The organism is Priestia sp. J2, from assembly GCF_020790095.1.
Lineage (GTDB): Bacteria > Bacillota > Bacilli > Bacillales > Bacillaceae_H > Priestia > Priestia zanthoxyli.
This window is the reverse complement of sequence record NZ_CP086208.1, coordinates 3,720,831-3,747,295: the sequence shown is the minus strand read 5'-3', so window position 1 is coordinate 3,747,295 and position 26,465 is coordinate 3,720,831. Positions and strand designations below refer to the sequence as shown.

The following is a 26,465-nucleotide window of genomic DNA, read 5'->3' as shown; positions in this document are numbered from 1 at the left end:
AAAAGATAGGGAAGATCCCTATCTTTTTTGTCATTTATATAACGTGACGATTCCAGTGGCGGTGAGCTGAAACAGCTTCAACAAATTCATCTGTAAAACGTGTAGAATCTCCAGTTACGACACCGGGACTACTATCTAAGCCAGCAGCTTTTAGCCACTTAACACCTTCATCTGTGGCGCCAATTGGTTTAAAATGCTCGAATGCTTCTTGAGCAAACGTCAGTGCTTCTTTACGAAACTTCTCATCAGCTGACGAACTTCCGACAACATAAACCGCATCGAATAAGACAGAATCACTTGTTAAGAACGTGTGCTGTACTTCAAGTTCTGACCCGTCTGTTCCTTTTACGTTTTGGAGGGTTGTGCTTACAATTTCAGGCTGAATGCCCTGTTGTTTTAAACTGTTTAACACTTGTGGTAGGTCACCGCTAAAGTCATTAGCTACAATGACAGCTACTTTACGCGTATTCGGCTTTTTAATCGTCTGTTCCTGACTAAGAGCCGGAGACGACTTGGTCACTGGCGCGTCTTCTCCTGATGGAGGCGTTGCACCAATCGCTTGTGCCACTTGTTTAGCTAGCACTGTACTGACGTTGGCAAACATATCAACAACCTGTTGCTGAACAGACTTGCTTTTCACTTTTCCAAGCTCAAAGCTGAAAGCACTGATAATATGCTCTTTTTCAGGGTCGCTCATGCTATTCCAAAATAGCGTTGCCTGTGAAAAGTGGTCTTTAAAACTTTCGCTTCGGCTTCGAACTTTTCTTCCTTCCACTTTTTCCTGATAGTGAGAATAACCGCCCTCTGACTCTGGTACAGGAGCCGGCGTATTGGCTGCAAGAGAGTTTCTGTGATAGCTGACAGGCCCTTTGTTAATCGTTTGACGTCCGTAACCGTCGCGTTGATTGTTATGAAACGGGCACACTGGACGGTTGATTGGAAGTTCGTGAAAATTCGGGCCGCCAAGACGAATAAGCTGGGTATCCGTGTATGAAAACAATCTTCCTTGTAAGAGAGGATCATTGGAAAAATCAATTCCCGGTACTACATGCCCCGGATGGAATGCGACTTGTTCCGTTTCGGCAAATACGTTGTCTACATTTCGATTTAAGGTCATTTTTCCAACCAATTTGACGGGAATGTCTTCTTCTGGCCAAAGCTTAGTTGGATCGAGAATGTCAAAGTCGAATTTAAATTCATCTTCCTCAGCTATGATTTGAAGCCCTAGCTCATATTCAGGATAGTCTCCGTTTTCAATTGACTCCCATAAATCGCGGCGATGAAAATCAGGGTCTTTCCCAGAAATGGTTTGAGCTTCGTCCCAAACAAGGGAATGCGTGCCGAGCACAGGCTTCCAGTGGAATTTGACAAAATGAGCTTTTCCTTCCGCATTAACTAAGCGAAAAGTATGTACGCCGAAGCCTTCCATCATACGCAAGCTGCGAGGAATTGCACGGTCTGACATTGTCCACATGACCATGTGGGCAGACTCTTGGTTATTAGCGACAAAATCCCAAAACGTATCATGTGCTGAAGCCGCCTGAGGCATTTCGTTGTGTGGCTCAGGCTTAACAGCGTGAATTAAATCCGGGAATTTAATCGCATCTTGGATAAAGAACACGGGAATGTTATTTCCAACTAAGTCATAGTTTCCTTCTTCTGTATAAAATTTTGTTGCAAAACCACGTGCGTCGCGAACCGTTTCAGCTGAACCTTTAGAACCTGCTACAGTAGAAAAACGGACAAATACAGGTGTTTTTACAGACGGATTCTGTAAAAATTTAGCTTTTGTATATTCACTGAGCGAGTCATACAGCTCAAATTCTCCGTGAGCAGCGAAGCCTCGTGCATGAACGATGCGTTCAGGAATGCGCTCGTGGTCAAAATGCGTCATTTTTTCACGGAAATGAAAGTCTTCCATAAGGGTTGGACCACGTTCGCCTGCTTTTAAAGAAAATTCATCTTCGGAAAGCTTTAACCCTTGATTGGTTGTGAGCGCTTGGTTTCGATCGTCTGTTTTAAACTGCTCGAGCTGTTCTTGCTTGCTTTTTTCATTTACAGGGTGCTTTTTTGTCATGCTTGTCTTCCTCCTTGATCTTCAGTTAATAATCATTACAAAATGTGTACCCTATCAAAAGTTGAAGCAAACAGAAATGTTGGAATTTTTTCGTAGGAAATCCGTTATTTTCTTGTTATGATTATGAATAAGTATTCATAAATACAAAAATAAAAGGAGAGGGGATACATAGATGAAAACACGGGTAACAGATTTATTAGGAATTCAATATCCAATTGTACAAGGAGGTCTTGCGTATCTAGCGTACGCAGAACTTGCGGCTGCTGTCTCAAATGCAGGCGGGCTTGGACAAATTACAGCTATGACGCTCCGAACACCTGAGAAACTTCGAGCTGAAATTAAGAAAGTACGTTCTTTAACTGAGCGTCCTTTTGGCGTTAATTTTGCTGTTGGAGGTCAAACAGAAGGTTCTTATAAAGAACTTCTCGACGCAGCAGTAGAAGAAGGTGTTCCGGTTATTTCCATAACAGGAGCAAATCCCACACCTATTTTTGAAAGATTAAAAGGAACGGGAATTAAAACGCTCGTGCTGGTAGCCAACGTACGTCAAGCTCAAAAAGCTGAGAAGCTAGGAGCAGATGCTGTCATGGCAGTAGGGCAAGAAGCCGGAGGACATATCGGACGTGAGGATCTAGGCACAATGGTATTAATTCCTCGAGTAGCTGCGGCTGTGTCAATTCCGGTCTTGGCAAGCGGAGGGATTGGAAACGGACAAGGATTATTGGCAGCGTTATCATTAGGCGCTGAAGGGATAGAAATGGGAACACGTTTTATCGCGACAAAAGAATGTGTAGATGCCCATGATGCGTATAAACAAGCTATTGTGGAAGCGAAAGAAACCGATACTGTGGTTATTAAACGTTCGTTCGGGGCACCTGGACGCGTATTGAAGTCCCACTACACTCTTGACATTATTGAGCGTGAACAGCAAGGAGAGAGATACGAAGAGTTAAAAGACGTCATTAGCGGAGGGGCAAACTGCCGGTATATTTATGAAAATAAAATCGATGAAGGCTATGGATGGGCAGGCCAAGTCGTTGGACTGATTGATAGTATTCCAACGGTGCAAGAGCTGTTTAACAGTATGATAGAAGAAGTGCACGCCGGTTCTAAACGACTGTTGAGTATAGTAGAAAAGAAGTAGAGATACAAGCCGTCATACTGTAGCAATTGTTCGCATATTTATAATCTATATCTCTAAATGAGGTGAGAGAATGAAAAGAATGCGAGCATTTGCTATCATGACGTTTTTAATAGTAGGTTCAGGATATGCAGTTTTTATTAAAAAAGAAGAAGTTTCCAAGACTCAGCAAGCACAAGTGTACGAAGAAGCAAAGCCTGTTATTAAACAAATGGACAAACTGGATATTTGGCATAAAATCAGCAGCGGTTTAACTGAAGCGGGCTATGAATCAAGGGGTGTGAATTCTTCCCTTTATTCAAAAGACAGAGTAGAGCTGGATGTGTATATGGAGCCTTCCGTTTCAGCTGATGCCAAAACGCAAGAAACGATTAAACAAATGGTATATAAAATACTGGAAGAAAATAAATTTCAGCAAAAGGCCTTTCATGTAACAATTAAATTCCTGCCCGAAAAACAAGCAAAATAGACTTGTCTCGGCCAGGAATTTTTTTTATTAAAATGCTTTTTCATTGGCTGCTGGAATACTCTCAGGGAGAGAAATTTCAGCATTTTTGGGCTGATACGTAATTTTTCCGTCCAGCACATCATTGGCTTTTTGTAGGTCTAATAAATTTTCCCATCGTGCGATAATAAAAGCGGCTACCGCATAACCAATAATATTAACTGTGGTTCGGTAATTACCCATAAAGCGATCAGGAGCAAGCATCAGAGCAACGGCAGCTACCGGAATGGATCCGGTTGCTGCTGCGGTAGCAGAAAGAGCAACAAAAGCTGATCCTGGAATGCCAGCCATTCCTTTAGACGTAAGAAGAAGAACACCAAGCATTAAAAGCTGATCAGTGAGGCTCAAGTCCACGCCCGTTGCTTGTGCTAAAAAGACGAGAGCAAGAGACAGGTAGATAGAAGCACCGTCTAGGTTAAACGAATAGCCCGTAGGCACAACAAGGCCAACGACTGCTTTGTTGCATCCTGCTTGTTCAAATTTATCCATGAGCTGCGGCATAACGGCTTCAGTAGAACCCGTAGCAAATGCCAGCATAATTTCTTCTCGTATATATAGAATAACTTTCCACAAGCTTAATTTTAAATAGGTTCGTAAAATAACAGCTAAAACAAGAACAAATGCTAGACAAGCAATTGTCATAGCGATAAATAGCTTTCCAAATGCAGCAAGTGTTCCAAGACCGTACTGACTAACCGCAAATGCCATGGCGCTAAACGTGGCAAGAGCCGTTAACTTCATGATGTATCCCATAATTTTAAATAACACATCATTTACTTTTTCTAATACGTGTAGAAGGGTCTCCGCTGTTTTTCCACCTATATGGACAAGAGCGATTCCGAACAAACACGAAATTAAAAGCACTTGAAGCATGGAGTTGTTTGAAAAAGCACCAACTGCACTGTCTGGAATCATATTAAGAAAAAAATCACCTTCGCTCGGAAGTTCGGAGCCGTTTGTCTTCGCGTCCACTTCAGTTGTGCTTAAGCTTGAAGGATCAACATTCATACCGGCGCCGGGGTTCATTACGTTTGCTACTAATAGACCGATAAGTAGAGCGAATGTTGTGACAATTTCGAAGTAAAGAATGGTTTTTCCACCAATACGCCCAACTGTTTTAATGTTTCCAACCTTGGCAATTCCGACAACGACTACCCCAAAGATAAGAGGAGCAATCAGCATTTTGATGAGCTTAATAAAACCGTCTCCAATCGGTTTCACAGCATTTCCAAAGCTTGGCCATAGATATCCTACGGCTACGCCAAGTACAATTGCCATCATAATTTGAAAGAAAAGACCTTTATAAAAAGGTTTTTGCTTACTTTTTGCCGCTGTTTGTGTCATGTGTTCTCCCTTCGTCGTACAATTTTTTTGATGTTACAATAGATGTTATGTTTTTTTACATTTTAACGTAAGGTTATTTGAGGTGTCATTGGTCTCTTTGACTAAAATTCAATAAAAATATTAGTTGAAGTGTATAAGAAGGGAAGAGAGTGGTTTAAAACATTATTATTTTTAATGTAGATCTTTAAAAAAACTAATAAAAAGCACATGCAAAGGCATGTGCTTTTTATTTATTAAATTAGTTTAATTCCGCTAATTAAAATGATGGTCGCCATAATGGCTTGAAGCGGTCTTGAAGGCACTTTCGTTGATAAACGGCTTCCGAGTAACACACCCGGAATAGATCCAGTTAATAGGTTAGCAGTCAACATATAATCAACGCTTCCAAAGCTTGCATTTAAAATACCAGCCACCGTAACGAGAAGAAACGCATGTGCAATATCAGTACCAACCAGCTCAGATGTTTTTAACTTAAATAAGTACAGCATTGCAATGGCAAATAATGAGCCAGAACCAATCGATGTTAGTCCGACAATGAACCCAAAGACTACGCCAATTCCGATTGTTAATCCTTTTTTCTGATTTAAGTCCATTTCCTGAAACCGATTTGGGCGAATTAATTTATCAAAAAAGACGCGAAAGATAATTGAGATGGCAACCAGCGTCATGACGTACCCGAGAGCGTGCTTAATAATCGTTTCTTGATGCTCGTGAAAAGATGGGAATGCATGAAGTGTGACAATAGCCAGCACAGCGCTCGGAATACTTCCGAAAGCTAAATATTTTGCTAATTTAAAGTTAATGGTTCGCTGTTTGTAGTGCTGAGCGACTCCGAATAATTTTGTGATAGAATTGTAGACAAGATCTGTTCCTACGGCAATGGAAGGGTTAATGCCGAGTACAATCAGTAAAGGTGTTAATAAAGCGGCACCTCCAACCCCCGTTAAGCCTACAAGGGTTCCAACGAATAATCCCATTAAGGTAATTGATAGTTCCATATTTTGTCCTCCTACTCTCAAAACCAAGTACATTGATCTGATTATAGAGCATTGTAACCCGTATGTAAATAAAATTCTGAATATTTTTAGTGAAGTTGAAAAGGTTTTCTTAGTCTTCACTATTTTAGGGAACGGACGATAAAGTCATAGGAAGTTATAAAAAAGTAAATAGAATACGTTTATTTATCTATGATTACGCTCTAATTTGTGTTACAAATGTAAATGCAATAAAAGAGTTTATTTTTATCTCATTTGAAAGACCGGTGAATGCATGAGTTTTGTTACGAAAGATTTGTTAATTAATTTTTTATTTATTTTATTGGCGCTGTTTTTAGTGCAGATGTTTTATTTGATCAAGTATGCTAAAAAAGTTCATTGGTGGAAAGATCACTATATCGCGGTATTTCCGATTTTAGCTATTACCTTTTGCCTTTTGTTTCCGGTTAACGGAGCTTATGTCCCGGATGACTATCGAATGGATTTACGAAGAATTCCTTATATTTTAGGAACGTTATATGGAGGCTGGCCGCTAGGAAGCTTGCTTTTTGTCTTTATTTTACTGCTGCGCTTGCTAATTGGCGGGTACGATGTAGGATTTTTATCAACATTAATTGCTCTTCCGATTTTATCCATTCCTTTATTTTTCATAACAAAATACTTTTTACATTTCTCATTAAAAAATAGAATTATCGTGAGCACCTGTCTTAGTGTAATTGGTTCTTTATTAGCTATGCTTGTATCTATTTTCGTCTTACACGTAACAAGCATTCCTATTAGCGTGTGGGTTCAGTTCGCTGTTTTAGATGTGGCAGGCATGTTTGTGATTACCATACTGTGGGAAGCGATACGGGCAAATTTATTAGTGCTGCAGCGCCTGATGAAAGCAGAAAAGCTAGAAATTGTCAGTCATTTAGCCGCCAGCATCTCTCATGAGGTGCGAAATCCTCTAACTGCAAGCAGAGGATTTATGCAAATGCTGCAAGAAGATGAAAAAGAACCTGCTAAAAAACGCTACATTTCGATTGCGATTAATGAACTAGACCGCGCAAAAGAAATCATTGATGATTACTTGCTATTTGCCAATTCCGCTCCAGAACGAAATGAAAAAATGAATATGTCAGAAGAAATTCATCACGTCACCCATATTATGACGCCTCTTGCCAATATGAACGGAGTCGCGATTGATTTTACATTCGATGAAGAAGTGAAGTTCTTCGTAATGGGAGAAAGAAGAAAGCTTCAGCAGTGTCTAATCAACTTATTTAAAAATAGTATTGAAGCCATGCAAAACGGAGGCACGTTAACTATTAAAGTAGGAAAAGAAGGCGGAGTTGTGATCGTTGATATTATGGATACAGGCTGCGGTATGACGCAAGAACAAGTCAACCGGTTAGGCGAACCGTATTTTACAACAAAAGAAAAAGGTACGGGGCTTGGAACGATGGTATCTTTCAGTATTATTCATTATATGAAGGGAAAAGTAAGTGTGTCTAGCGTAAAAGGAAAAGAAACGTGCTTTTCACTTCAATTTCCTCTTTGTGAGTAAAGAGCAGCTTTAGGGCTGCTTTTTTTATATGCAAAAATTTTAAAAATAGATAAAAGTAAACTGATTATTAAAAAAGTATTGAATTTAAGAAATGAAAGCGTTACAATCTATTTAAAGTTATCCGAAACGTTTTGGAGGAATTTTGATTGACAACGATTAAAGATATAGCGCGAGTTGCCGGCGTATCTGTAACAACGGTGTCTCGGGCTTTAAATGGTTATTCAGATGTAAATGAAAAAACAAGGCAAAAGATTGCAGCCGTAGCAAGAGAGCTGGACTATAGCCCCAATACGTTAGCTCGAGGATTGGTTATGCAAAAGTCAAAGACAATTGGACTACTAGTTTCAGGCATCAGCAGAGAGAGCGTAAAAGATAATTTCACGTTTGAAGTATTGTGCGGTGTAAATGAGCGTGCATCTACTTTGGGGTATGACTTGATTTTATTTAATACAAACACGATGATGCAGCGAGAAAAAACGTATACTCAGCTTTGTCGAGAGCGAAGAGTGGACGGGGCAATTATTCAGGGCATCAAAAAAGAAGATCCTTATTTAAAAGAAGTAGTAGAAAGCGATATTCCTTGTGTTTTAGTTGATATTCCCGTCCATTCTAGTTCAGTAGGCTATGTCACCACCGATAATGCCTTGGGAGCTAAAAAAGCGGTTGAACATTTAGCGAGTCTTGGCCATCAGCATATTGGGATGATTAACGGACATGAAGACGCATTTGTCAGCCAAGAACGTCTCAACGGATACAGACAAGCCCTCAAAGAATGCGGTTTGTCGTTTCGGTCTGAATGGGTTGTAAGCGGAAAGTTTGAAGAAAAGAAAGCAGAGAAAGCTGCCAGTGAGCTTTTAAATAAGTATGAAGAGCTCACCGCTATTTTTTGTGCAAGTGATTTAATGGCACTGGGAGCATTAAAAGCATGCAAAGAACTTGGCCTTGATGTACCAAAAGACGTTTCGATTGTCGGATATGATAATATTGTTCTTGCTTCTTACTCGTCTCCAAATTTGACGACTGTAGGGCAGGAAGTATATCAGATTGGCTATGAAGCTGCAGATTTACTAATTGAGATGCTAGAAGGAAAAGAAACAAATATGAAGCGTTATCTTGATACACAGCTGATTATTCGAGAATCAACAGCTAAAAACCACGGCTAGTGGTTTTTATATAATGTAAAAACCGAAACGTTTCGGTTTTGTGTTTCGTTTTTCCAAAACGTTTCGGTGAAATTTAGGGGGATGGAAATGGATTACCGTGTGATTAAAGAAAATGACTTATTTTTACTAACAGATCAAGCAGGAAATATCATTGAAAACCATCAGTATGGTTTAGGGCTATATATGAAAGATACGCGTTTTTTGAGCAAATTTCATTTGAAAATTAACGGTACAGATCCTGTGTTATTGTCCTCAAGTGCCGACGAAAACCTGTTAGCCACAATTCTTCTTACTAATCCGCATATGGAAAAAGAAGGAGAACTATCGCTGTGGCGAGAGTCTGTAGAAATAGAAAGAAAGCGCTTTATATATGAGGGTGTTTTCTATGAAAAAATAAAATTGAAAAGTTATTTTCCTAAAAAAATTGCTTTTACATTAAGTATCCAAGCAGATGTCGATTTTAACGATATGTTTATCGTAAGAGGTTTTCAAACTGGAAATGTCGGAAAACGAACAGGGCAAATAAAAGGGGAAAGCAGTTTAATATATACATACGAAGGATCAGATGATATCAAGCGTTCGACACGGATTTCTTGGGATAAAAAAGCCTCACACGTGTATGAACAAGGAGAGGTTATGTTTTCTTTCGAACTGAACCATCAGGAAGAAGAAGAAATTACATTAATGGTTCAGCCGCAAATAGGCGAAGACATCAATGAAAATATTTTATCAGCTGGTGAAGCATTTAGTTTACTAACGCAGTCATATAAAAAGTGGGAAAAATCTTCTACAAAAGTGACAACCGATCATCCGACAATGCAGCGCCTTATTACAAGAGGACTTAACGACCTGCGCGTACTGCTAACGGATGTAGGATTCGGTGCTTTTCCTGTAGCTGGATTGCCTTGGTTTGGTGTGCCATTTGGAAGGGATAGTCTAATTGCAGCGCTTCAAATGCTGGCTTTTAATCCGGAAGTAGCAAAAGGAACGCTACGTACTATGGCAGCATATCAAGGAACGGCAAATGATCCATGGCGTGATGAACAGCCGGGTAAAATTATGCATGAAATACGTTACGGAGAACTAGCCAACACAAATCAAATACCTTTTACTCCATATTACGGAACAGTTGACGCGACACCATTATTTTTAATTTTGTTAACGGAATATGTGAAGTGGACGGGAGACTTCGAGTTTGTAAAAGAAATGCAAATGACTGTCGATGGAGCTTTGACATGGATCAATGAATATGGAGATCGAGACGGTGATTTATTTCTTGAATACCATCAAGAATCAAGTAAAGGAATTGCTAACCAAGGATGGAAAGACTCAGGGGATTCTGTTGTCCATCGCAGCGGTGAATATGCAAAAACTCCTATTGCTTTAGTGGAAGTACAAGGCTACGTATATCAAGCGAAAATGGGTATTGCTTCTTTATATGATCAGTTAAACAAAACAAATGAAGCAAATAGTTTACGTGAAGAAGCTGAGCTGCTGCGTAAAAAGTTCAATGAAGCCTTTTGGATGGAAGACGTGTCATTCTATGCCATTGCACTTGATGAACATAAACATCAAGTAGGAACGATTACGTCAAATCCAGGTCATGTACTTTTAGCCGAGATGATGGATGAGGAGAAGCTGAACAAAGTAGCGGAAAGGCTAGTATCAGAATCTATGTTTTCGGGATATGGAATTCGTACAATGGCAGAAGGAGAAGCGGGTTATAATCCAATGAGTTATCATGACGGGAGCATTTGGCCGCACGATAATAGTTTAATTGTTCTCGGTTTGAGTAAAGCGAACAAGCAAACAGAAGTCAATAAAGTGATAAAAGGGCTGGTTGATGCAGCTGAGCATTTTGAATACGACCGTCTTCCAGAGCTATTCTGCGGCTATTCAAGTAACCTTGGCAAGCCTGTCAAATATCCCGTTGCCTGCTCACCTCAAGCTTGGGCAGCCGGCACGCCTTTAGCTTTCGTACAGGCGATGCTGAGACTGTTTCCTGATAGTACAGCAGGTACTATACAGATAAATCCTTTGCTCATAGACGATATGAATGAAATCTCTGTAGAAAACCTTGTGATTGGCAGTGGGAAACTTTCATTAACGGTTAAAAAAGAAGAAAGCGAAACTATTATTTACGTGAAAGAAAATACGACAAAATACGAGCTTCTATCTCAATGTAAGGTAAGAAATTATGTAGGTTAATGTTACTTCGACCGCGGTTTATTAAGCGTCAATTAATAAGCCGCAGGTCAATGAAATGAAAGGAGACAGCTAATGAAGAAGTGGATACTCGCTTTAAGTTTGGTTCTGGCAGTGGCTGGAGCAGCTTTAACTGGATGTTCAAATGTACAAGAAGTTTCCGGGGAAAATGGTCAAGTCGAAATTGTATTAGCCGGCTGGGGAGGCAACCCAACAGAGACGAAGCTGCTTAATCAAACTATTCAAGACTTTGAAAAACTCCATCCATCAATTCATGTGAAGCATGAAGTAATCACTGATCAATACATGGATATTTTAAAAACGCGTTTAATAGGTGGAAATGGTCCAGATGTTTTTTATCTTGATGCACTTGAAGCGCCGGGTCTTATTAATACAGGGGTTTTAGAACCTTTAAATTCTTATGTAAAATCTGATTTTGATGTTCAGGATTTTGAGAAACCATTATTGAAAGCGTTTCAAAAAAATGGAGAGACTTATGGTTTTCCGAAAGATTACTCCACATTAGGCTTATTTTACAACAAAAAGCTATTTAAAGAAGCAGGAGTAGAAGTACCAAAAACATGGGATGAGTTTAAAGAAGTTTCAAAAGTATTTAAAAAGAAAGGGATTCAAGCGTTTGGTGTCACGCCGGAATTAGCGCGTATCTTCTACATGGCGCAGGCAAACGGAGGAGACGTTGTAAAGAACAATAAGGCAAACTTTGCTACGAAAGAAGTCGTGGATTCTCTTCAGCCGCTCATCGATCAGCATTTAAAAGATAAAACGTCTGTACAGCCCTCTGATGTAGGCGCAAACTCAGGTACGGACATGTTTGCACAACAAAAAGTAGCTATGGTGATTGAAGGGAATTGGATGATTCCATTTTTACAGGAGTCCTTCCCAAAACTTGATTACGGTACAGCGGAAGTTCCGACAATAAACGGTCACAAAAATACGATGGCATTTACGGTCGCGTATGTAATGAATGCTGACTCAAAAAAGAAAAAAGCATCTTGGGAGCTCATTCAGTACTTAACCGGGAAAGAAGGAATGGAAACTTGGACAAGCAAGGGTTATGCATTGCCAACAAGAAAATCCGTAGCGGATAAGCTTGGTTTTGCTGAAGACGAAAAACGAGGTCCATTAGTAAAAGGAGCTGCTTATGCAACTGTCTGGCAAGATGGTCCGTATTTGCCTATTATCATGAATAACTTTAATAACCAGTTTTTAAGCGCCTTTTTGGGACAAAGTGATTTAGAAACAGCTTTGAAAAAAGCACAAAAGCAGGCAAATCAAGAGATTAGTATTTATGAATAAGGCTTGGCGGGGGAGTGGAGGAAATGAAAGACGGAAAAATACGAACGTACAAACCTCGTGATGTAGGGCAAGGATATGCTTTTATGACACCTACACTGTTTGTACTATTGCTGTTTGTTATTGCACCTATTTTTTATGCCATCTTTTTGTCTTTACATAAAGTTCAATTGCTGGGAGGAACTGAGTTTCATTTTCGAGGGCTTGAGAACTACATGAAGGTTCTTGAAGATGACAAAGCTAAAATTGCTCTTTGGAATACGGTGAAGTATGTAGTAATTGTTGTACCGGTACAAACCGCATTGGCACTTATACTGGCGGCCACATTAAATGCAGGGCTAAAAGCAGAAAAAGTTTTTCGCATTATTTATTTTTTACCTACACTTACATCATCGGCTGTATTAACGCTTATTTTTATGTGGATGTACAATCAAAATGGAATTGTGAACGAGTTTTTAAAGTTTGTTGGTCTTCCAACTTACAATTGGCTTGGAGATCCTCAGGTCGCTTTGATTGCCATTATGATTATGAACATCTGGGCAACAGCTCCATTTTTTATGGTTATTTATTTGGCAGCTTTGCAAGACGTACCAGATTCGCTTTATGAAGCAGCTCAGTTAGATGGGGCTAATGTGTTTCAACGGTTTTGGCATATTACAGTTCCGAATCTGCGACCGGTTACATCATTCGTAGTGATCATGGGACTGATTGGTACGTTTCAGTTATTTGATCAATCGTTTATTTTCTCAGGAGGTTCAGGAGGTCCTAATAACTCGACTCTGACTGTTGTTCTGCTTATTTATCAATATGCATTTAAAAATTTAGGTACTATGGGGTATGCTGCAGCACTAGCCTTTATGCTGGCGCTCGTGATTTTGGTGGCAACGGTTATTCAGAGAAAGTTTTCAAAAGAAGAAAGTATGTACTAAGGGGGGGAAGAAAAAGATGAAGAAAAAAACAGGAGTCCTCATTTTATATACGATTTTAAGCATATACGCGCTGATTACTCTGATTCCATTTATTTGGGCGCTGTCCGCTTCTTTTAAAACGCTAGAAGAAATTGTGTCAGGTACGGTGAACTTTATTCCGAAACACTTTACGCTAGACAATTATAAACAAATTTTTGTGGAACAAAAGCTGTTCCCTCGCTGGATGTTTAATAGCTTATTCATTGCCGTAGTAGGAACAGCTCTGAATTTGCTATTTAACTCAATGGCTGGTTATGCCCTTGCACGCCTCAGTTTCCCGGGAAAGAAAAGTTTATTTATTATTATTTTAGCGGTGCTTATGATTCCTGGACAAGTAACGATGATTCCTAATTTTTTAATTTTAAAAGAGTTAGGCTGGTTAAATACCTATCAGGGAATGATTGTACCGGGAATGGTAAATGCGACTTTTATATTTATGATGCGTCAATTTTTTATTAATTTCCCAAAAGAGCTTGAAGAAGCAGCGGAGTTGGATGGGTTATCGAAGTTTGGAACATTCTTCAAAATAGTCCTTCCACTTGCAAAACCTGCCTTAGCAGCACAAACGATTTTTGTATTTATGGGGTTTTGGAATGATTTTATGAAGCCTTTAATTGTGATGTCTGATGAAAATATGTTCACGTTGACTTTAGGCCTTAACACATTTAAAGGTCAGTATATCAGTTATTGGAACTATATTATGGCAGCTTCCATGGTTTTTACACTTCCAATTTTGCTCATTTATGCGTTTTTTAACAAATATTTCATTAAAGGAATTTCGTTTACTGGAGGAAAATAAAAAAGAGGCTGGGATAAAAGTATTTTAGTTGGAATTACAAACGAACGATTAATTAAAAAATCATAATCGTTCGTTTTTTGTTGTTATGGTGAGCGTGAATTTCATATGTTTAGTTGCTTCTAGCTGTTGATTGAAGTTCACTCACATACTGATCAATCATCGTTTGCAGTTCCTCTAGGTTCGTTTTACGGTTGTTAACAGGCAGCTGCTTTAATGAATGAAGGGCACTATCCACAACAAACTTGCGTGGATTCGATTGTTTAAACATCTCTTCTTCAATAAAACTAATAAGCTCTGTGCATTTTTGACGTTCGAATTCATCCGTAAATTGTTTGTGAGCTTGCTTTTTTAAATCGATAAGTGCTGCGGAAATGTCCTGTTCTATTTGATTTTTAGTATTTGGGCAAGATGGAAGCCATTCTTTGATCGTTTGCGGATCGAGCAAAATGTCTCCTGAACTTGCTACTTCGTCTACAAGAGGAAGCAGACGCTTAACGCTGTAAGTTATAATCTCATGGGGATCAGTATTTGTACCGTTGACCATAAAATTATAGTGAAAGTTGCGGTGAAGCATGCCAAGAAACATAATTGCACAATCTAGCAGATAAGGTTTCTTTTCTTGTCCAAATAAATCAATAAACCGTTTGTAGAACCAGTTTACTTCAATGAACTGGGTTTTTTTTATGTATGCTTTTAAATCAGGATCATTAGAAACAAATACTTCTTCAAGTAACGTAAAAAATTTATGTTTGTGATGGTTTTTCATCTGCGCATCGATCTGTTTAATAAATACATCTACATCGGTCAGACTTTTACCAACCAGCAGCTGATTGCGCTCTTGTTCAATGGTCGTATGAAGCCATGTAAAAACAGCGATTAATAATTCATTTTTTGAAGAAAAATAGTTGTAGAATGTTCCTTTTGAAATGCCGCTATAATCAATGATGTCTTGAATAGAAGTAGCTTGAAATCCTTTTTCAACGAAGAGATGGTGTGCATTTTTTACAACTTGCTGTTTTCGATTATTCATTATTATCACCTAAATGTAAAATTAGACTCATGGTCCAACTTTATGATACATGATTTAAAGCGTTTACACAAATGTTCTTTTCAGAAAACTGAACGATATCACGACAATATATTGGTATAAAAGGATTATAGGACTAAAAAAGTTGAGAAAATAAAGAACGTGAACGTAAGATTTTTCACTTGCATAAATTGAACTCACAGTATAATATACTCTATGTAGAACACGTGTCTAAAAAAATGAACCTAAAGTATAAGGAGGTACAATAATGAGTCGATCGATAAATCAAATGGAAAAGCCGCCTTATGGCATAATTGCTATTTTGTTAATTGGCGCTTTTATCTCATTATTGAATGAAACGTTATTAAATGTGGCGCTGCCGTCTATTATGAAAGACTTAGATGTGACAACGTCAACTGTCCAGTGGCTTTCTACTGGTTATATGTTAGTGAATGGTATTATGATTCCAACTACCGCTTTTTTAATTCAGCGCTATTCTGTCAGAGGCTTATTTTTAACGGCGATGACTTTATTTACAGCAGGAACAATACTTGCAGGTGCTTCGCCAGTATTTTCTGTGTTGTTAACCGCTCGTATTATTCAAGCGTCAGGCGCAGCTATTATGATGCCGCTTTTAATGAACGTATTGCTCACAAGTTTTCCATTAGAAAAACGCGGAGCTGCGATGGGGATTTTCGGTTTAGTTATGATTTTTGCTCCGGCAATTGGTCCTACATTATCAGGATGGCTAATTGAACACTATGAGTGGAGAATGCTGTTCCACCTTGTTACGCCAATCGCAGCCATTGTATTAATAGGCGCTTTCTTCCTATTAAAAGACAAAAAAGAAAAAGTGGAAATCAATTTGGATTTTTTATCCCTTTTGCTATCTACAATTGGATTTGGCGGACTTCTATACGGGTTTAGCTCAGCAGGGGATAAAGGCTGGGATTCTGTGGAAGTATACGGTACCATTATCGTAGGAGCTGTGGCTCTGATTTTATTTATTACGCGTCAGTTCAAGCTTAAAACACCGATGCTTGAATTCCGCATTTTTAAATATCCAATGTTTGCTTTATCATCAACGATTTCGATGGTAATTACAATGGCATTATTCTCAGCCATGCTGCTAATGCCAATTTATGTTCAAACGGTACGAGGCATCTCTCCGCTTCATTCAGGATTACTAATGCTTCCAGGTGCGCTGCTAATGGGTGTGATGTCACCGATTACCGGAAAATTATTTGATAAATTCGGAGCGCGTGCATTGGCTGTAACGGGTCTAACGATTACAGCCGTTACGACGTATTTCTTCAGTAACTTAGAGCTTGATACGACCTATACAACGCTCATTACGCTTTACACGCTTCGTATGTTCGGAATGTCTATGGTGATGATGCCGGTTATGACAAACGGATTAAATCAGCTTCCGCAGCGTTTTAATCCGCATGGTACTGCGATGAACAATACGCTTCAACAAGTATCGGGAGCTATTGGTTCGGCTCTTTTAGTAACGGTGATGTCAAACCGTACAGCTACTCATGCAAAAGAGCTCGCTCAAGATGCAATGAGCGGAGCAGGAGCAGCTAATGCAACCGCAGCCGGGGCAGCTCAAATGAAAGAACAGATTGGGATGCAGGCAATGGTACAAGGGATTAACGATGCGTTTGCTGTCTCAGTAGTCCTAGTGGTGGTTGCCTTAATTCTTTCATTCTTCATGAAACGCGCAACGCCGGCAAGTGAAGATGAAGTGATAAAGGAAAAAGCAGCACGCGAGCAGTTTGCTAAATAAAAAAAATCCCCGCTGAGACAGCGGGGATTTTTTTAGCTTGTATATCTAAAGCTTAAGCCCATTTTCTTTAATAATTTCCGGTAACCGATGGACGTTTGATCAGCCATAATATGCGCTTCCATCTGCAGGTCTAAAGGCAAGTCTTCAGGTTTTTGGTTTTCCACCATTTCACGGTCTTCGTCAAAGACGCGAAGGTTAAAGTCATACACACCTTCAACGGGAGAATCTTTGTCAAAGTTTCGAGCGATTGGCGCGAATAAACGTGTTTCGCGGGCTGAAATAGGAGAGACTGCATTCATAATCCACAGCTCTGCGCCTTCTGGGAAGTATACTTTTAGCGTAGCTGTAAACGGGGGATAAACATCAAAGACGCGAAGCCATTTAAAATCAGGTGGATTTAAATGCTGCTGTTCTTTGGAATAATTGCTCACGGTGCTCGTATATTCTACATGAAGCCCATAGTCTGTATCGCTTACTTTATATTTAGGCACAAAGGCGTTGTTTCGATCACCAAATGTGTCTGTGTGAACCCAAGCAAAATGAGCTACGTCTAAAAAGCCTTCCATTTGACGACCGGCTGAACCCATGATATCAAAGCTCGGACAAACAATTTGCTGAAAATCAGGGTCCTCCCACGCATCGAAATAAGGCAGGTTATCTTGTTCTCCTGTCAGGGACGTCCACACTAATCCATATCGTTCAATAACTGGATAGACGGCCATACAGAGACGGGGAGAAATGTTGGCGTCAGGGTGAGCTGGAATTGACGTGCATGCGCCGTCCGTTGCGTAGCGGAAGCCGTGGTAAGGACAGACAATTTCATCATCTTCCACCCAGCCCATGCTAAGCGGGGTGCCTCGGTGAACGCATAAATCACGTGCCGCTACAACTTTGTGTGTGGTGCGGTATAAAACTAGATTTACATCTAGTAATTTTACGGACGTTGGTTTTTCTGTTACATCACTGCAGCGTGCGACGGGGTACCAATACTTAGCAAGCGTCGTCCAATCTTCCAGGCTGAACGTGCAGTCTCTTGGGTAGGGAGTTGCCGTTTTTGATTTTGTCATGGTTGGTTGTTGTTCCATCTATTTTCTTCCCTTCTTTTGTAAGTTCTTTTACTAAGGGTAATATAAAAAAAGAAAATTCACACAATTTATGTAAGAAGTTCTAACATGAAATATGGAACTTTGTAGAAAGTGCGAATTTCAGAAGACGCAAATTAGAGAATATACCAATAAAAAAATTTAAAAAAGCGCTTCCTAAATAAATTTAAACGTGATATAATTTTCCAAGACGCTGGTGTAGCTCAGTAGGTAGAGCACTTGCATGGTAAGCAAGAGGTCGCAGGTTCGATCCCTGTCGCTAGCATACTCAAAAACCTTCTTTCTTGTTGAAAGAAGGTTTTTTTATTTGGATTGGCTTTAAATTTATTCTCCGAATTATTCTTCCCCGCCTTGTGAAAACTTTAACAGTTTGATAGCCTTATTAGGAGGCTGTTAGAAAACATGTGTATCTTTTCCACTATGTCTTATGAATCATATTTAGAAATATTCTTAAAAGAATGTTTATTGCCTCTAAGTATTGGGTACACGAAACTAGGGGTTAAATTTCAACAGGGAGTGTGAACGATAATTTGATTACGTTTAAGAATGTGTCAAAGCAATATCCAGACGGTACGACCGCCGTGAAAAATATTAATCTAGAAATAAAAGAAGGAGAGTTTTTCGTTTTAATTGGTCCGAGTGGATGTGGGAAAACAACCACCTTAAAAATGATTAACCGTCTTCATGATATTACCGAAGGAGAACTATACATAAAAGATAAGCTCGTATCGGACCACAACATACATGAGCTACGCTGGAACATTGGTTATGTGCTACAGCAGATTGCTCTTTTTCCTCATATGACCATTGCTGAGAATATAGCCATTGTACCGGAGATGAAGCATTGGAAGAAAAACAAAATCAAAACGCGTATTGATGAACTGCTTACCTTGGTAGGACTAGACCCAAAGCAATATCGAAACCGAAAGCCGTCTGAGCTCTCAGGTGGCCAGCAGCAACGTGTAGGTGTAGCACGTGCCCTCGCAGCTGATCCCCCCGTTATTTTAATGGACGAACCCTTTAGTGCCCTCGATCCGTTAAGCCGCGAACAGCTTCAACAAGATGTTATTAGCTTAAAAGAAAAAATCAAAAAAACATTTGTGTTTGTTACGCATGATATGAGCGAAGCCATGACGCTTGGAGATCGTATCTGCCTGATGAAAGATGGGGAAATTGTTCAAGTTGGCACCCCGGAGGAATTCATTCAAAAGCCTAAAAATGAGTTTGTAAAAACATTTATTGGAAATCAAGGAAATGCTTTATTTGAGACATTGGATATGTTTGTCAAAGAAAGTGAACAGCCAGACGTAGAACCTACTGAAGAGCTAGCTTCAACCGCCACTGTTCAGCAGGCAATGGACGCCCTTTACGACCATGAAGCAATAGCTGTGAAAAAAGGGAGCAAACGCATTGGCGTTGTAACGCGCAAAACTCTATTAGCGTTTCTTTCTGATAAAACGAAAGAAGGAGGAACGCTGTAATGAATGCACTAAGCGCATTATTAGATCAACGAGGAGATGCCCTGTTTCAAGCTCTTCTTGAACACATTCAAATTTCAGTACTGGCTCTTGTAATCGCCGTATTAATTTCAGTGCCGCTTGGACTGTACTTAACGAGGCATGACCGCATTGCTGAACCGATCATTGGCGTAACAGCCGTACTGCAAACCATTCCTTCACTCGCTTTATTAGGATTACTGATTCCTCTTGTCGGAATTGGAACCTTTCCCGCGGTTATTGCACTGTTTTTATATTCGCTTCTTCCTATTGTACGAAATACATATACCGGAATTAAAGAAGTGGACCCATCTTTAATTGAAGCATCCAAAGCCATGGGGATGAACTCGTGGAGACGATTAATCAAAGTAGAACTTCCTCTAGCGCTTCCTGTCATTATGGCCGGAATTCGCACAGCGATGGTACTCATTATTGGTACAGCGACAATCGTGGCTCTTATCGGAGCAGGCGGACTCGGAAGCTTAATTTTGCTTGGTATTGACCGAAGCGATAATAGTTTGATTTTATTAGGAGCCGTTCCAGCAGCATTATTAGCGCTTATTTTTGATGGAATTCTGCGAACGATTGAACACTCTGCTAAAAAAGGGTCCAAAAAACGCTCGTTCATCATGATCATCGTATTAGTACTTATTCTTGTTTCTCCGTTTGCAGCGATGAGCGCAACAAAACCAGACCTTGTTATCGGAGGGAAAATTGGCGCAGAACAAGATATTTTAATCAATATGTACAAAGAATTAATTGAAGATCAAACCGATATGAAAGTAAACCTTCGTTCGTCGCTTGGGAAAACGGTATTTGTATTTGAGGCTCTGCGTAACAAGGAAATTGATTTGTACCCTGAATATACGGGGACAGCCATTGTGACGCATCTAAAGGAACAGCCGGACAGCAAAGATGAAACACAGGTGTACAAGCAGGCAAAAGAAGGATTTAAAAAGAAATTCGGGCTTGTCTATTTAGATCCAATGAAGTTTAATAATACGTACACATTGACCGTGACAAAAGAATTTGCCAAAGAAAATAATCTAACGACCATTTCAGATTTGGCAAATGCAACAGATAAAGTAAAAGCAGGATTTACGCTTGAGTTTAAAGATCGTGAAGACGGCTACGTAGGCATTCAAAAAGAATATGGCCTTACTTTCCCGAATATTAAAACGATGGAGCCGAAGCTTCGCTATCGCGCTGTTGAAAAAGGCGATATTAACATGCTTGATGCTTACGCAACGGATCCTGAAATCAAACAGTTTGGTTTAAAAGTCTTAAAAGACGACCAGCAGTTCTTCCCTCCGTATCAAGGAGCGCCTGTACTTCGTGAAGATACGCTAAAAGAGCACCCTGAACTGAAAAAAATCTTAAATCAACTGGGTGGTAAAATCAGTGACGACGAAATGCGTGAAATGAACTATCAAGTAAATGCAAAAGGAAAAACGGCTGAAGAAGTCGCTCATCAATTCTTAGTAAAAAAAGGATTAATTAAAAAATAAAAATGAAGACAAAACGATCCGTACAAAAGTATTTTAGCTAAAAGAAGACCCGAACGATAAATCGTTCGGATCTTTTTATTGGCATGGTGGACGTAGCTTTCATATATGTAGGTGCTTCTAGCAATTGATTGGAGCGCAAGAGGCAATTCATACTCGATCATTTACCCCATTTGTTCTTCTTTATATTGGCGTGATTTCGTTATGTTTCAATCTCTTTTTGCTGTGAGAGAAGCATTAATGAAAATACGATTTTATGAACAAGCTAAAGGTACCAAATTTGTTTTTTGATGGAGAGGAGGCGCCGTTATGAATTCATTTTTTGCGTGTCATCCTGTACAACATTCTTTTCAGCTTTTTTCAGTTGAACACCTTGTAACTTTAGCCATTATCGTGATCATAGGAACAGTTATTATTTTGTGTCGAAAGCAGCTGCGAAAAAAGAGGTTTGTGTTCGTTTTGCTTTCACTCGTTCTAATTGCTTCAGAAACGGCCTACCAGGCTTGGGAAATCGGATGTCATCAGTGGTCCGTTGAAACTTCTTTGCCTCTTCAGCTGAGTGATATAGTCGTGCTGCTGGCTGCTGTTATGCTGATAACCAAAAGCAGATTTCTTTTTTATTTTGTGTACTTCGCAGGAATCAGCAGCTCTGTTCAAGCGATGATTACCCCAGACCTTGGCGGCTATGCGTATGCCCAGTTTCGCTATGTGCAGTTCTATGTATCGCATGGCGGTGTGGTACTTGCTTGCTGTATGCTAATTGCTGCCTGCAGATATGAGCCGACGTTTCGTTCTTTATGGGTAAGCGTAGTATTTGTTAATCTGTACGGAGGTTTTATCTATGTCATGAATCGTTTACTGGGTGCGAATTATTTATACATGATGAAAAAGCCAGAGCACGCTTCCTTGCTGGATGTTCTTGGACCTCATCCTTGGTATTTAGTATGGATTGAAGGAATCATGATTCTTAGTTTTCTTGTCCTTTATCTTCCGTTTTGGGTACATAAAAAAATTAAAGGTGATAAAAGCAAAGTCAATTTTATTGAAGCAGAATGATAATACTGGTAATTTATAAGTGTAAACGAACTCGGATTTCCTGAAGGAAAAGGAAAGAATGAGTGAACAAGCCGTGAGAGGCAAGCGTAAAAAATAGAAAAGAAAAAAGCAAGCACAGACATCAGAAGGAGAGTATCAAAATGAAAACACTGGTTATTTTAGCGCATCCAAATCTAGCATCTTCTCGTATTAATAAAGCGTGGGCAGAGCGAGTAAAAAAAGAGGAGGATGTGTACGTTCATGATTTATACGCAAACTATCCCGATTTCAAAATTGATGTAGAAAAAGAGCAGGAGTTAGCTGTTCAATTCGATCGTATTGTTTTTCAATTTCCATTTTACTGGTACAGCTCACCAGCACTCTTAAAAGAGTGGCAAGATGTTGTTTTAACATACGGATGGGCTTATGGAAGCAAAGGTACTAAACTTCAGGGAAAAGAGTTTGTCGTAGCTACTTCGACAGGAGGCCCTGCAGAAGCTTATCAAGAAGGGGGATACAACCGTTACCCAATGAATCATCTGCTTCTTCCTTTCCAAGCTATGGCAAATTTAACAGGTATGAAGTTCCAAACTCCATTTTTATTTCAAGGAGCAGGCGGTGACCTGAGTGACAAAGTTATTCAAGATAGCGCAGAAAACTACGCTCAATTACTAAGATAATAAAAAAAGCCGCGTCAAAGCGGCTTTTTAATTTGCGTTTGTTCGTGAGAAAGAAGTAAGCAGCTTTTGAGGAGCAATATCTAATCCTTCAATCAGTAGTCCTGTCATAGCCGTTAGACTCCCGACTTCAAAAGATTCCCCAGCTCTCCAAAATGCTGATTCACCTTGTTTGATATAAATTTTCAGTCCGTTATCGCCAGCTACCCAGCCTTCCCCGTGAACGACTAAAAGAAGCTGTGGAATCGTAGCTTCTTGACGGGGGGTATAATCATTTTCTTGAAAAGATAAAAAGCTGATTTTGACATCTCCAGTATGAGAAAGTAATGGGTTTACTTTATAGGTAGAATGAAGAAAGGAACGCTCTTCTTCAGATTGAAAACCATATAATTTCATCATTTCATCTCCTTGACTAAAAAATATAAAAAAGAAGTCCTTCTCTTTTCATATACGCATACAGGAGAAAAAATAGAACTCCAAAGAAACAGCTGTTTTCTAGAAAACAACTCCATTTTATCTCCATTTTTTGTCGAAGCTGAAAATTTTTTGAAGGATAGGGAGGAAAAACAGAAGTTTTTTTGAATAGTATAAAAAAAGGTGTCCTCTAATGGACACCTTTTCCTAATTTAAAAATGACTGTAACGCTTGTTTGTTTTCTTCAAGGTCGATGCTTAAAACAGCACCAATACCGGATATTCGTTCATTTGAATAGGAACCTTCAACCGGTAAACGAAGAGATTTTAAATCTGGCTGATTTCCAACTAAAAAATCTTTTCCTATCACAATAAATGTTTTTGGCGGAATATTTGTATCCACATATGGATCAATGACACCCCATAGCTTAGGAGCTTTCGCCAGTGTCTTTACTTGAAGAGCTTCATCCATTAATTTACCAATCACTTCTTGTTGACGCTTCACGCGCCCGAAATCACTTTGGCTATCATGGCGGAATCGCACGTATCCTAGTAATTTATCTCCGTGAAGAGTTTGTTTTCCAGGTTTTAGCGTCATGCCAATTCCTGACGACATTTCATGTGGCACGGTAACCGTAATTCCCTCAGGGGCAATCGTATCGGCAACTTTAGAAAAACCTTTAAAATCAACAACAGCATAATAGTTTACATCTACGCCGAAATTTTCTTTAATTGTCTTACGCATTAATTCGGGCCCGCCAAATGCATAGGCTGAATTTAATTTGTTTTTGCCATGTCCAGGAATATCCACATATGAATCACGCATCAAAGAAACAATTTTAGGCTGATTGCTGTCTTTGTCATAATGAGCAATCATGATTGTATCGGCACGCGAATGTTCTTCACCGCGAGAGTCAATTCCGAGAAGCAGCACATTCATGCTATCTAAATTGGCACTTGCACCATTAAAATCAAACTGTCCATCTTTCCCAAAAGCTCCGTCTGCTTCTGCTAATCCTTGTTGGTATTGATAATACACATATGCACCAGCGGCGATTACAAGAATGAGAAAGAAAAGAAGTAGCTTTCTAAAGCGTTTCTTTTTTCTTTGCTTTTTTCTTTTATGTTGTTTACGTTCTGTACGTTCTTCCAAATGTCTCACCATCGCATTCAAAAATATTAATACTTTTTTGTTTAAAACCAATTATGCAAAAAATTATAAAACGACATAATAAAATTAACACTAAGGAATTAGATTAGCAAGTACGTTCACTAGTAAATCTGCGAAGACAGCTAAAATAAGAGAAGTGTACAAATAGAAGAAAGAGGAAATAAAGGTTATTTTTTTCGAGGATATTTGTTATAATCTATCATAGTTAGGGAAAAAGTTCTGTCTTTTAAGAAGGGTATAAGAGAAAAGTCTCTGTTTGTTGAGAATTAAATATAGGTCTAAGTGTAGAAAAAAGGAGTGAAGCGAATGAGTATATATGTGTCATCTTCGAACCTTGTGCTGATTCCAGAAGCGGCGTTAAGTCATTGGAAACCTTATGGCGCGGGGGAATTGACCGGAGCTATTATTTCAGGTAAGGATAGTGCTGAAATAATTAGAGAGCTTAATCAATCGTCTATTCTGCCTTTTACAAGTTTTTTCTATCGAAAGCATTTTGTTATTCTATTTGATAAAGAACAAGTGAAAAATCATTTTGAACAGCTGCTTTTATTATATAAATCTCAGGGCTATATTTTTTATTCTTCTACTTTATACGATGATCATTGGTCCCAGGTCCTTGAAGGAACCAAGCAGCTGCTAACGGTAAATGGACAAGTGGTACCGGTGCTTGAGCTTGAACAAAACGGTGAATTTGACGTTGTGCGTGATGAAGGTGGTCTTCACATTGTGATAGATGATGACGAAGACGAAGAGAAGCAGCTAGAAAAAAAAGTTCATGAGCTCCCGCTTGAAGAAGGTAGCTATTTTATTGGCGATCCGGGATTTGTTGAAAACCGAGACATGCTGGTAAAAGAATATTTTCCTAAAGGTACGTACGAATTTATTTATAGATACGGAGAAAATGGCTGGCTGATGAAAGTAAGTATTCAGCGAAAAGCGATTAAAGAGCAGCTTACTACTCTTCACGCGGCTTTGTCTTAACCTCTATTCATTGTACAATATTGCTAAATAACTATGTTATAATAGTAATATTGCACAATGAAAGGGGTTTTTTTAATGGAAGCACGTTTGCAAAAAGTCGTATCATGGCTGAAGGAAAAGAATGTAGAAACGGCCTTTATTTCGTCAACTGAAAACGTATTTTATTTAACTGGATTTCACACGGATCCGCATGAGCGTCTGCTTGGTTTATTTTTATTTAATGAAGCGGAGCCGATGCTTGTTTGTCCATCAATGGAAGTGGGTCAAGCAAAAGAAGCCGGCTGGAAATTTGATGTGATCGGATATGAAGACCATCAAAATCCTTGGGAACTTATTAAAGAAGCTTTACATAAACGAAACGTAATGGATGTGAAAAAAGTTGCTGTAGAGAAAGAGCAGCTGCTGTATGCGAGAGCTGAAGAACTGCTTAAGTTATATCCAAATGCTGAGCTAGTCGGAGCAGAAGAGAAATTAAATCAGCTGCGTTTAATTAAAGATGAGCGTGAAGTTGAGATTCTGCAAAAGGCAGCTGCATTAGCTGATTTTGGCGTAGAAGTAGGCGTAGCTGCCTTAAAAGAAGGCGTTACGGAAATGGATGTTCTGGCTAAAATTGAATACGAGCTAAAGCGAAAAGGAATTCGTGAGATGTCGTTTTCAACGATGGTGTTATTTGGTGAAAAAACGGGAGAAGCGCACGGGAACCCAGGTCTTCGCACGTTAAAGCCAGGAGATATGGTTCTCTTCGATTTAGGTGTAGTGCTAGATGGATACTGTTCAGATATTACGCGTACAGTCGCGTACAAGTCGATTAATGATAAGCAAAAAGAAATCTATGAAACGGTACAGCGCGCCGAGCAGGCAGCTCTTGAAGCTTCCAAGCCTGGCACTCGCATTGGCGACTTGGATATGGTAGCACGCAATATTATTACAGAAGCAGGGTATGGAGAGTATTTCTTGCATCGTCTTGGTCATGGCCTTGGTATCAGCGTGCATGAGTTTCCTTCAATGAGCCGCAACAATGATGATGTGCTTCAAGAAGGCATGGTGTATACGATTGAACCGGGTATCTATATTCCAGGACTCGGAGGCGTGCGTATTGAAGATGATGTAATCATCACAAAAGATGGATACGAAACGTTAACGAAGTACCCAAAAGAATTACAAATTATTTCATAATAATGTCATAAAAAATAGAGGCTGCCATG

Annotated in this window: 22 protein-coding genes and 1 tRNA gene; 16 read left to right on the top strand and 7 right to left on the bottom strand. The window is 39.4% G+C overall.

Annotated elements, in window-relative coordinates; translation table 11 throughout:
* Nucleotides 1-34 precede the first annotated feature (34 nt).
* The gene (locus tag LJY09_RS19425; RefSeq protein WP_028415044.1) at nt 35-2,077 is read right to left on the bottom strand and encodes a catalase; all 2,043 of its coding nucleotides are present in this window, start codon (nt 2,075-2,077) and stop codon (nt 35-37) included.
* 172 nt (nt 2,078-2,249) lie between these two features.
* On the opposite strand from LJY09_RS19425, the gene LJY09_RS19420 reads away from it, so the two are divergent.
* Nucleotides 2,250-3,221: an NAD(P)H-dependent flavin oxidoreductase gene (locus tag LJY09_RS19420; protein WP_028415043.1), complete on the top strand. Its 972-nt coding sequence runs from the start codon at nt 2,250-2,252 to the stop codon at nt 3,219-3,221.
* A gap of 70 nt (nt 3,222-3,291) precedes the next feature.
* Complete coding sequence (locus tag LJY09_RS19415) at nt 3,292-3,687, top strand: hypothetical protein (RefSeq protein ID WP_028415042.1); 396 nt, start codon at nt 3,292-3,294, stop codon at nt 3,685-3,687.
* Between the two features lie 27 nt (nt 3,688-3,714).
* On the opposite strand, the gene LJY09_RS19410 is transcribed toward LJY09_RS19415, so the two are convergent.
* Both LJY09_RS19410 and LJY09_RS19405 read right to left on the bottom strand, forming a co-directional pair.
* Nucleotides 3,715-5,067 carry a cation:dicarboxylate symporter family transporter gene (locus LJY09_RS19410; protein WP_028415041.1) on the bottom strand — a complete coding sequence of 451 codons (1,353 nt, stop codon included), beginning with the start codon at nt 5,065-5,067 and terminating at the stop codon, nt 3,715-3,717.
* A 233-nt stretch (nt 5,068-5,300) separates the two neighbouring features.
* A complete protein-coding gene (locus LJY09_RS19405) occupies nt 5,301-6,065 on the bottom strand; it encodes a sulfite exporter TauE/SafE family protein (protein WP_028415040.1) in 765 nt (254 codons plus the stop codon).
* Nucleotides 6,066-6,336: 271 nt separating this feature from the next.
* Between LJY09_RS19405 and LJY09_RS19400 the strand changes: the two genes are divergently transcribed.
* The 6 genes from LJY09_RS19400 (at nt 6,337) to LJY09_RS19375 (ending at nt 14,060) form a co-directional block, all read left to right on the top strand.
* Nucleotides 6,337-7,611, top strand: coding sequence for an ATP-binding protein (locus tag LJY09_RS19400; RefSeq protein WP_028415039.1), 1,275 nt, complete (start codon nt 6,337-6,339; stop codon nt 7,609-7,611).
* 146 nt (nt 7,612-7,757) lie between these two features.
* Nucleotides 7,758-8,774: a LacI family DNA-binding transcriptional regulator gene (locus LJY09_RS19395; RefSeq protein WP_028415038.1), complete on the top strand. Its 1,017-nt coding sequence runs from the start codon at nt 7,758-7,760 to the stop codon at nt 8,772-8,774.
* Between the two features lie 87 nt (nt 8,775-8,861).
* Nucleotides 8,862-10,982: an amylo-alpha-1,6-glucosidase gene (locus LJY09_RS19390; RefSeq protein ID WP_228307399.1), complete on the top strand. Its 2,121-nt coding sequence runs from the start codon at nt 8,862-8,864 to the stop codon at nt 10,980-10,982.
* A 72-nt stretch (nt 10,983-11,054) separates the two neighbouring features.
* On the top strand, nt 11,055-12,296 hold the full coding sequence (locus LJY09_RS19385; RefSeq protein ID WP_028415036.1) for an ABC transporter substrate-binding protein: 1,242 nt from the start codon (nt 11,055-11,057) through the stop codon (nt 12,294-12,296).
* A gap of 23 nt (nt 12,297-12,319) precedes the next feature.
* Complete coding sequence (locus LJY09_RS19380) at nt 12,320-13,222, top strand: carbohydrate ABC transporter permease (RefSeq protein ID WP_098113586.1); 903 nt, start codon at nt 12,320-12,322, stop codon at nt 13,220-13,222.
* Nucleotides 13,223-13,238: 16 nt separating this feature from the next.
* Nucleotides 13,239-14,060 (top strand): carbohydrate ABC transporter permease, encoded by an 822-nt coding sequence (locus LJY09_RS19375; RefSeq protein ID WP_014458643.1) that lies wholly within the window; start codon nt 13,239-13,241, stop codon nt 14,058-14,060.
* Between the two features lie 109 nt (nt 14,061-14,169).
* On the opposite strand, the gene LJY09_RS19370 is transcribed toward LJY09_RS19375, so the two are convergent.
* Nucleotides 14,170-15,090, bottom strand: a complete 921-nt coding sequence (locus tag LJY09_RS19370) for a TetR/AcrR family transcriptional regulator (protein ID WP_028415034.1) — start codon at nt 15,088-15,090, stop codon at nt 14,170-14,172.
* A gap of 265 nt (nt 15,091-15,355) precedes the next feature.
* Between LJY09_RS19370 and LJY09_RS19365 the strand changes: the two genes are divergently transcribed.
* Nucleotides 15,356-16,879, top strand: coding sequence for a DHA2 family efflux MFS transporter permease subunit (locus LJY09_RS19365; protein ID WP_028415033.1), 1,524 nt, complete (start codon nt 15,356-15,358; stop codon nt 16,877-16,879).
* Nucleotides 16,880-16,911: 32 nt separating this feature from the next.
* On the opposite strand, the gene LJY09_RS19360 is transcribed toward LJY09_RS19365, so the two are convergent.
* Nucleotides 16,912-17,964, bottom strand: a complete 1,053-nt coding sequence (locus tag LJY09_RS19360; RefSeq protein WP_028415032.1) for an aromatic ring-hydroxylating dioxygenase subunit alpha — start codon at nt 17,962-17,964, stop codon at nt 16,912-16,914.
* 210 nt (nt 17,965-18,174) lie between these two features.
* Between LJY09_RS19360 and LJY09_RS19355 the strand changes: the two genes are divergently transcribed.
* The 5 genes from LJY09_RS19355 to LJY09_RS19335 all read left to right on the top strand — a co-directional run bounded on the left by LJY09_RS19355 (nt 18,175) and on the right by LJY09_RS19335 (nt 22,698).
* Nucleotides 18,175-18,247 (top strand) — tRNA-Thr (locus LJY09_RS19355).
* Nucleotides 18,248-18,512: 265 nt separating this feature from the next.
* Nucleotides 18,513-19,463, top strand: coding sequence for an ABC transporter ATP-binding protein (locus tag LJY09_RS19350; RefSeq protein ID WP_014458647.1), 951 nt, complete (start codon nt 18,513-18,515; stop codon nt 19,461-19,463).
* Nucleotides 19,463-20,986: an ABC transporter permease/substrate-binding protein gene (locus LJY09_RS19345; protein ID WP_154973198.1), complete on the top strand. Its 1,524-nt coding sequence runs from the start codon at nt 19,463-19,465 to the stop codon at nt 20,984-20,986. The genes LJY09_RS19350 and LJY09_RS19345 overlap by 1 nt, the downstream gene beginning before the upstream one ends.
* A gap of 306 nt (nt 20,987-21,292) precedes the next feature.
* The gene (locus LJY09_RS19340; protein WP_228307398.1) at nt 21,293-22,039 is read left to right on the top strand and encodes a YwaF family protein; all 747 of its coding nucleotides are present in this window, start codon (nt 21,293-21,295) and stop codon (nt 22,037-22,039) included.
* 140 nt (nt 22,040-22,179) lie between these two features.
* On the top strand, nt 22,180-22,698 hold the full coding sequence (locus tag LJY09_RS19335) for an NAD(P)H-dependent oxidoreductase (RefSeq protein WP_028415029.1): 519 nt from the start codon (nt 22,180-22,182) through the stop codon (nt 22,696-22,698).
* Nucleotides 22,699-22,725: 27 nt separating this feature from the next.
* Here LJY09_RS19335 and LJY09_RS19330 read toward each other — a convergent pair whose 3' ends face one another.
* Together LJY09_RS19330 and LJY09_RS19325 are read right to left on the bottom strand one after the other, a co-directional pair.
* Nucleotides 22,726-23,091, bottom strand: coding sequence for a hypothetical protein (locus tag LJY09_RS19330; RefSeq protein ID WP_028415028.1), 366 nt, complete (start codon nt 23,089-23,091; stop codon nt 22,726-22,728).
* Between the two features lie 225 nt (nt 23,092-23,316).
* On the bottom strand, nt 23,317-24,048 hold the full coding sequence (locus LJY09_RS19325; RefSeq protein ID WP_371129326.1) for an LCP family protein: 732 nt from the start codon (nt 24,046-24,048) through the stop codon (nt 23,317-23,319).
* A gap of 537 nt (nt 24,049-24,585) precedes the next feature.
* Here LJY09_RS19325 and LJY09_RS19320 point away from each other — a divergent pair.
* Entirely contained in the window at nt 24,586-25,260 is a 675-nt protein-coding gene (locus tag LJY09_RS19320; RefSeq protein WP_028415026.1) for a hypothetical protein, read from the top strand.
* Nucleotides 25,261-25,335: 75 nt separating this feature from the next.
* On the top strand, nt 25,336-26,436 hold the full coding sequence (locus LJY09_RS19315; protein ID WP_028415025.1) for a M24 family metallopeptidase: 1,101 nt from the start codon (nt 25,336-25,338) through the stop codon (nt 26,434-26,436).
* The last annotated feature ends 29 nt before the right edge of the window (nt 26,437-26,465 follow it).

Excerpts from the sequence above, each read along its gene's own strand:
- LJY09_RS19425 (WP_028415044.1), bottom strand. The coding sequence starts at position 2,077 with ATGACAAAAAAGCACCCTGTAAATGAAAAAAGCAAGCAAGAACAGCTC.
- LJY09_RS19420 (WP_028415043.1), top strand. The coding sequence starts at position 2,250 with ATGAAAACACGGGTAACAGATTTATTAGGAATTCAATATCCAATTGTA.
- LJY09_RS19415 (WP_028415042.1), top strand. The coding sequence starts at position 3,292 with ATGAAAAGAATGCGAGCATTTGCTATCATGACGTTTTTAATAGTAGGT.
- LJY09_RS19410 (WP_028415041.1), bottom strand. The coding sequence starts at position 5,067 with ATGACACAAACAGCGGCAAAAAGTAAGCAAAAACCTTTTTATAAAGGT.
- LJY09_RS19405 (WP_028415040.1), bottom strand. The coding sequence starts at position 6,065 with ATGGAACTATCAATTACCTTAATGGGATTATTCGTTGGAACCCTTGTA.
- LJY09_RS19400 (WP_028415039.1), top strand. The coding sequence starts at position 6,337 with ATGAGTTTTGTTACGAAAGATTTGTTAATTAATTTTTTATTTATTTTA.
- LJY09_RS19390 (WP_228307399.1), top strand. The coding sequence starts at position 8,862 with ATGGATTACCGTGTGATTAAAGAAAATGACTTATTTTTACTAACAGAT.
- LJY09_RS19385 (WP_028415036.1), top strand. The coding sequence starts at position 11,055 with ATGAAGAAGTGGATACTCGCTTTAAGTTTGGTTCTGGCAGTGGCTGGA.
- LJY09_RS19380 (WP_098113586.1), top strand. The coding sequence starts at position 12,320 with ATGAAAGACGGAAAAATACGAACGTACAAACCTCGTGATGTAGGGCAA.
- LJY09_RS19375 (WP_014458643.1), top strand. The coding sequence starts at position 13,239 with ATGAAGAAAAAAACAGGAGTCCTCATTTTATATACGATTTTAAGCATA.
- LJY09_RS19370 (WP_028415034.1), bottom strand. The coding sequence starts at position 15,090 with ATGAATAATCGAAAACAGCAAGTTGTAAAAAATGCACACCATCTCTTC.
- LJY09_RS19365 (WP_028415033.1), top strand. The coding sequence starts at position 15,356 with ATGAGTCGATCGATAAATCAAATGGAAAAGCCGCCTTATGGCATAATT.
- LJY09_RS19360 (WP_028415032.1), bottom strand. The coding sequence starts at position 17,964 with ATGGAACAACAACCAACCATGACAAAATCAAAAACGGCAACTCCCTAC.
- LJY09_RS19345 (WP_154973198.1), top strand. The coding sequence starts at position 19,463 with ATGAATGCACTAAGCGCATTATTAGATCAACGAGGAGATGCCCTGTTT.
- LJY09_RS19340 (WP_228307398.1), top strand. The coding sequence starts at position 21,293 with ATGAATTCATTTTTTGCGTGTCATCCTGTACAACATTCTTTTCAGCTT.
- LJY09_RS19335 (WP_028415029.1), top strand. The coding sequence starts at position 22,180 with ATGAAAACACTGGTTATTTTAGCGCATCCAAATCTAGCATCTTCTCGT.
- LJY09_RS19330 (WP_028415028.1), bottom strand. The coding sequence starts at position 23,091 with ATGAAATTATATGGTTTTCAATCTGAAGAAGAGCGTTCCTTTCTTCAT.
- LJY09_RS19325 (WP_371129326.1), bottom strand. The coding sequence starts at position 24,048 with ATGAATGTGCTGCTTCTCGGAATTGACTCTCGCGGTGAAGAACATTCG.
- LJY09_RS19320 (WP_028415026.1), top strand. The coding sequence starts at position 24,586 with ATGAGTATATATGTGTCATCTTCGAACCTTGTGCTGATTCCAGAAGCG.
- LJY09_RS19315 (WP_028415025.1), top strand. The coding sequence starts at position 25,336 with ATGGAAGCACGTTTGCAAAAAGTCGTATCATGGCTGAAGGAAAAGAAT.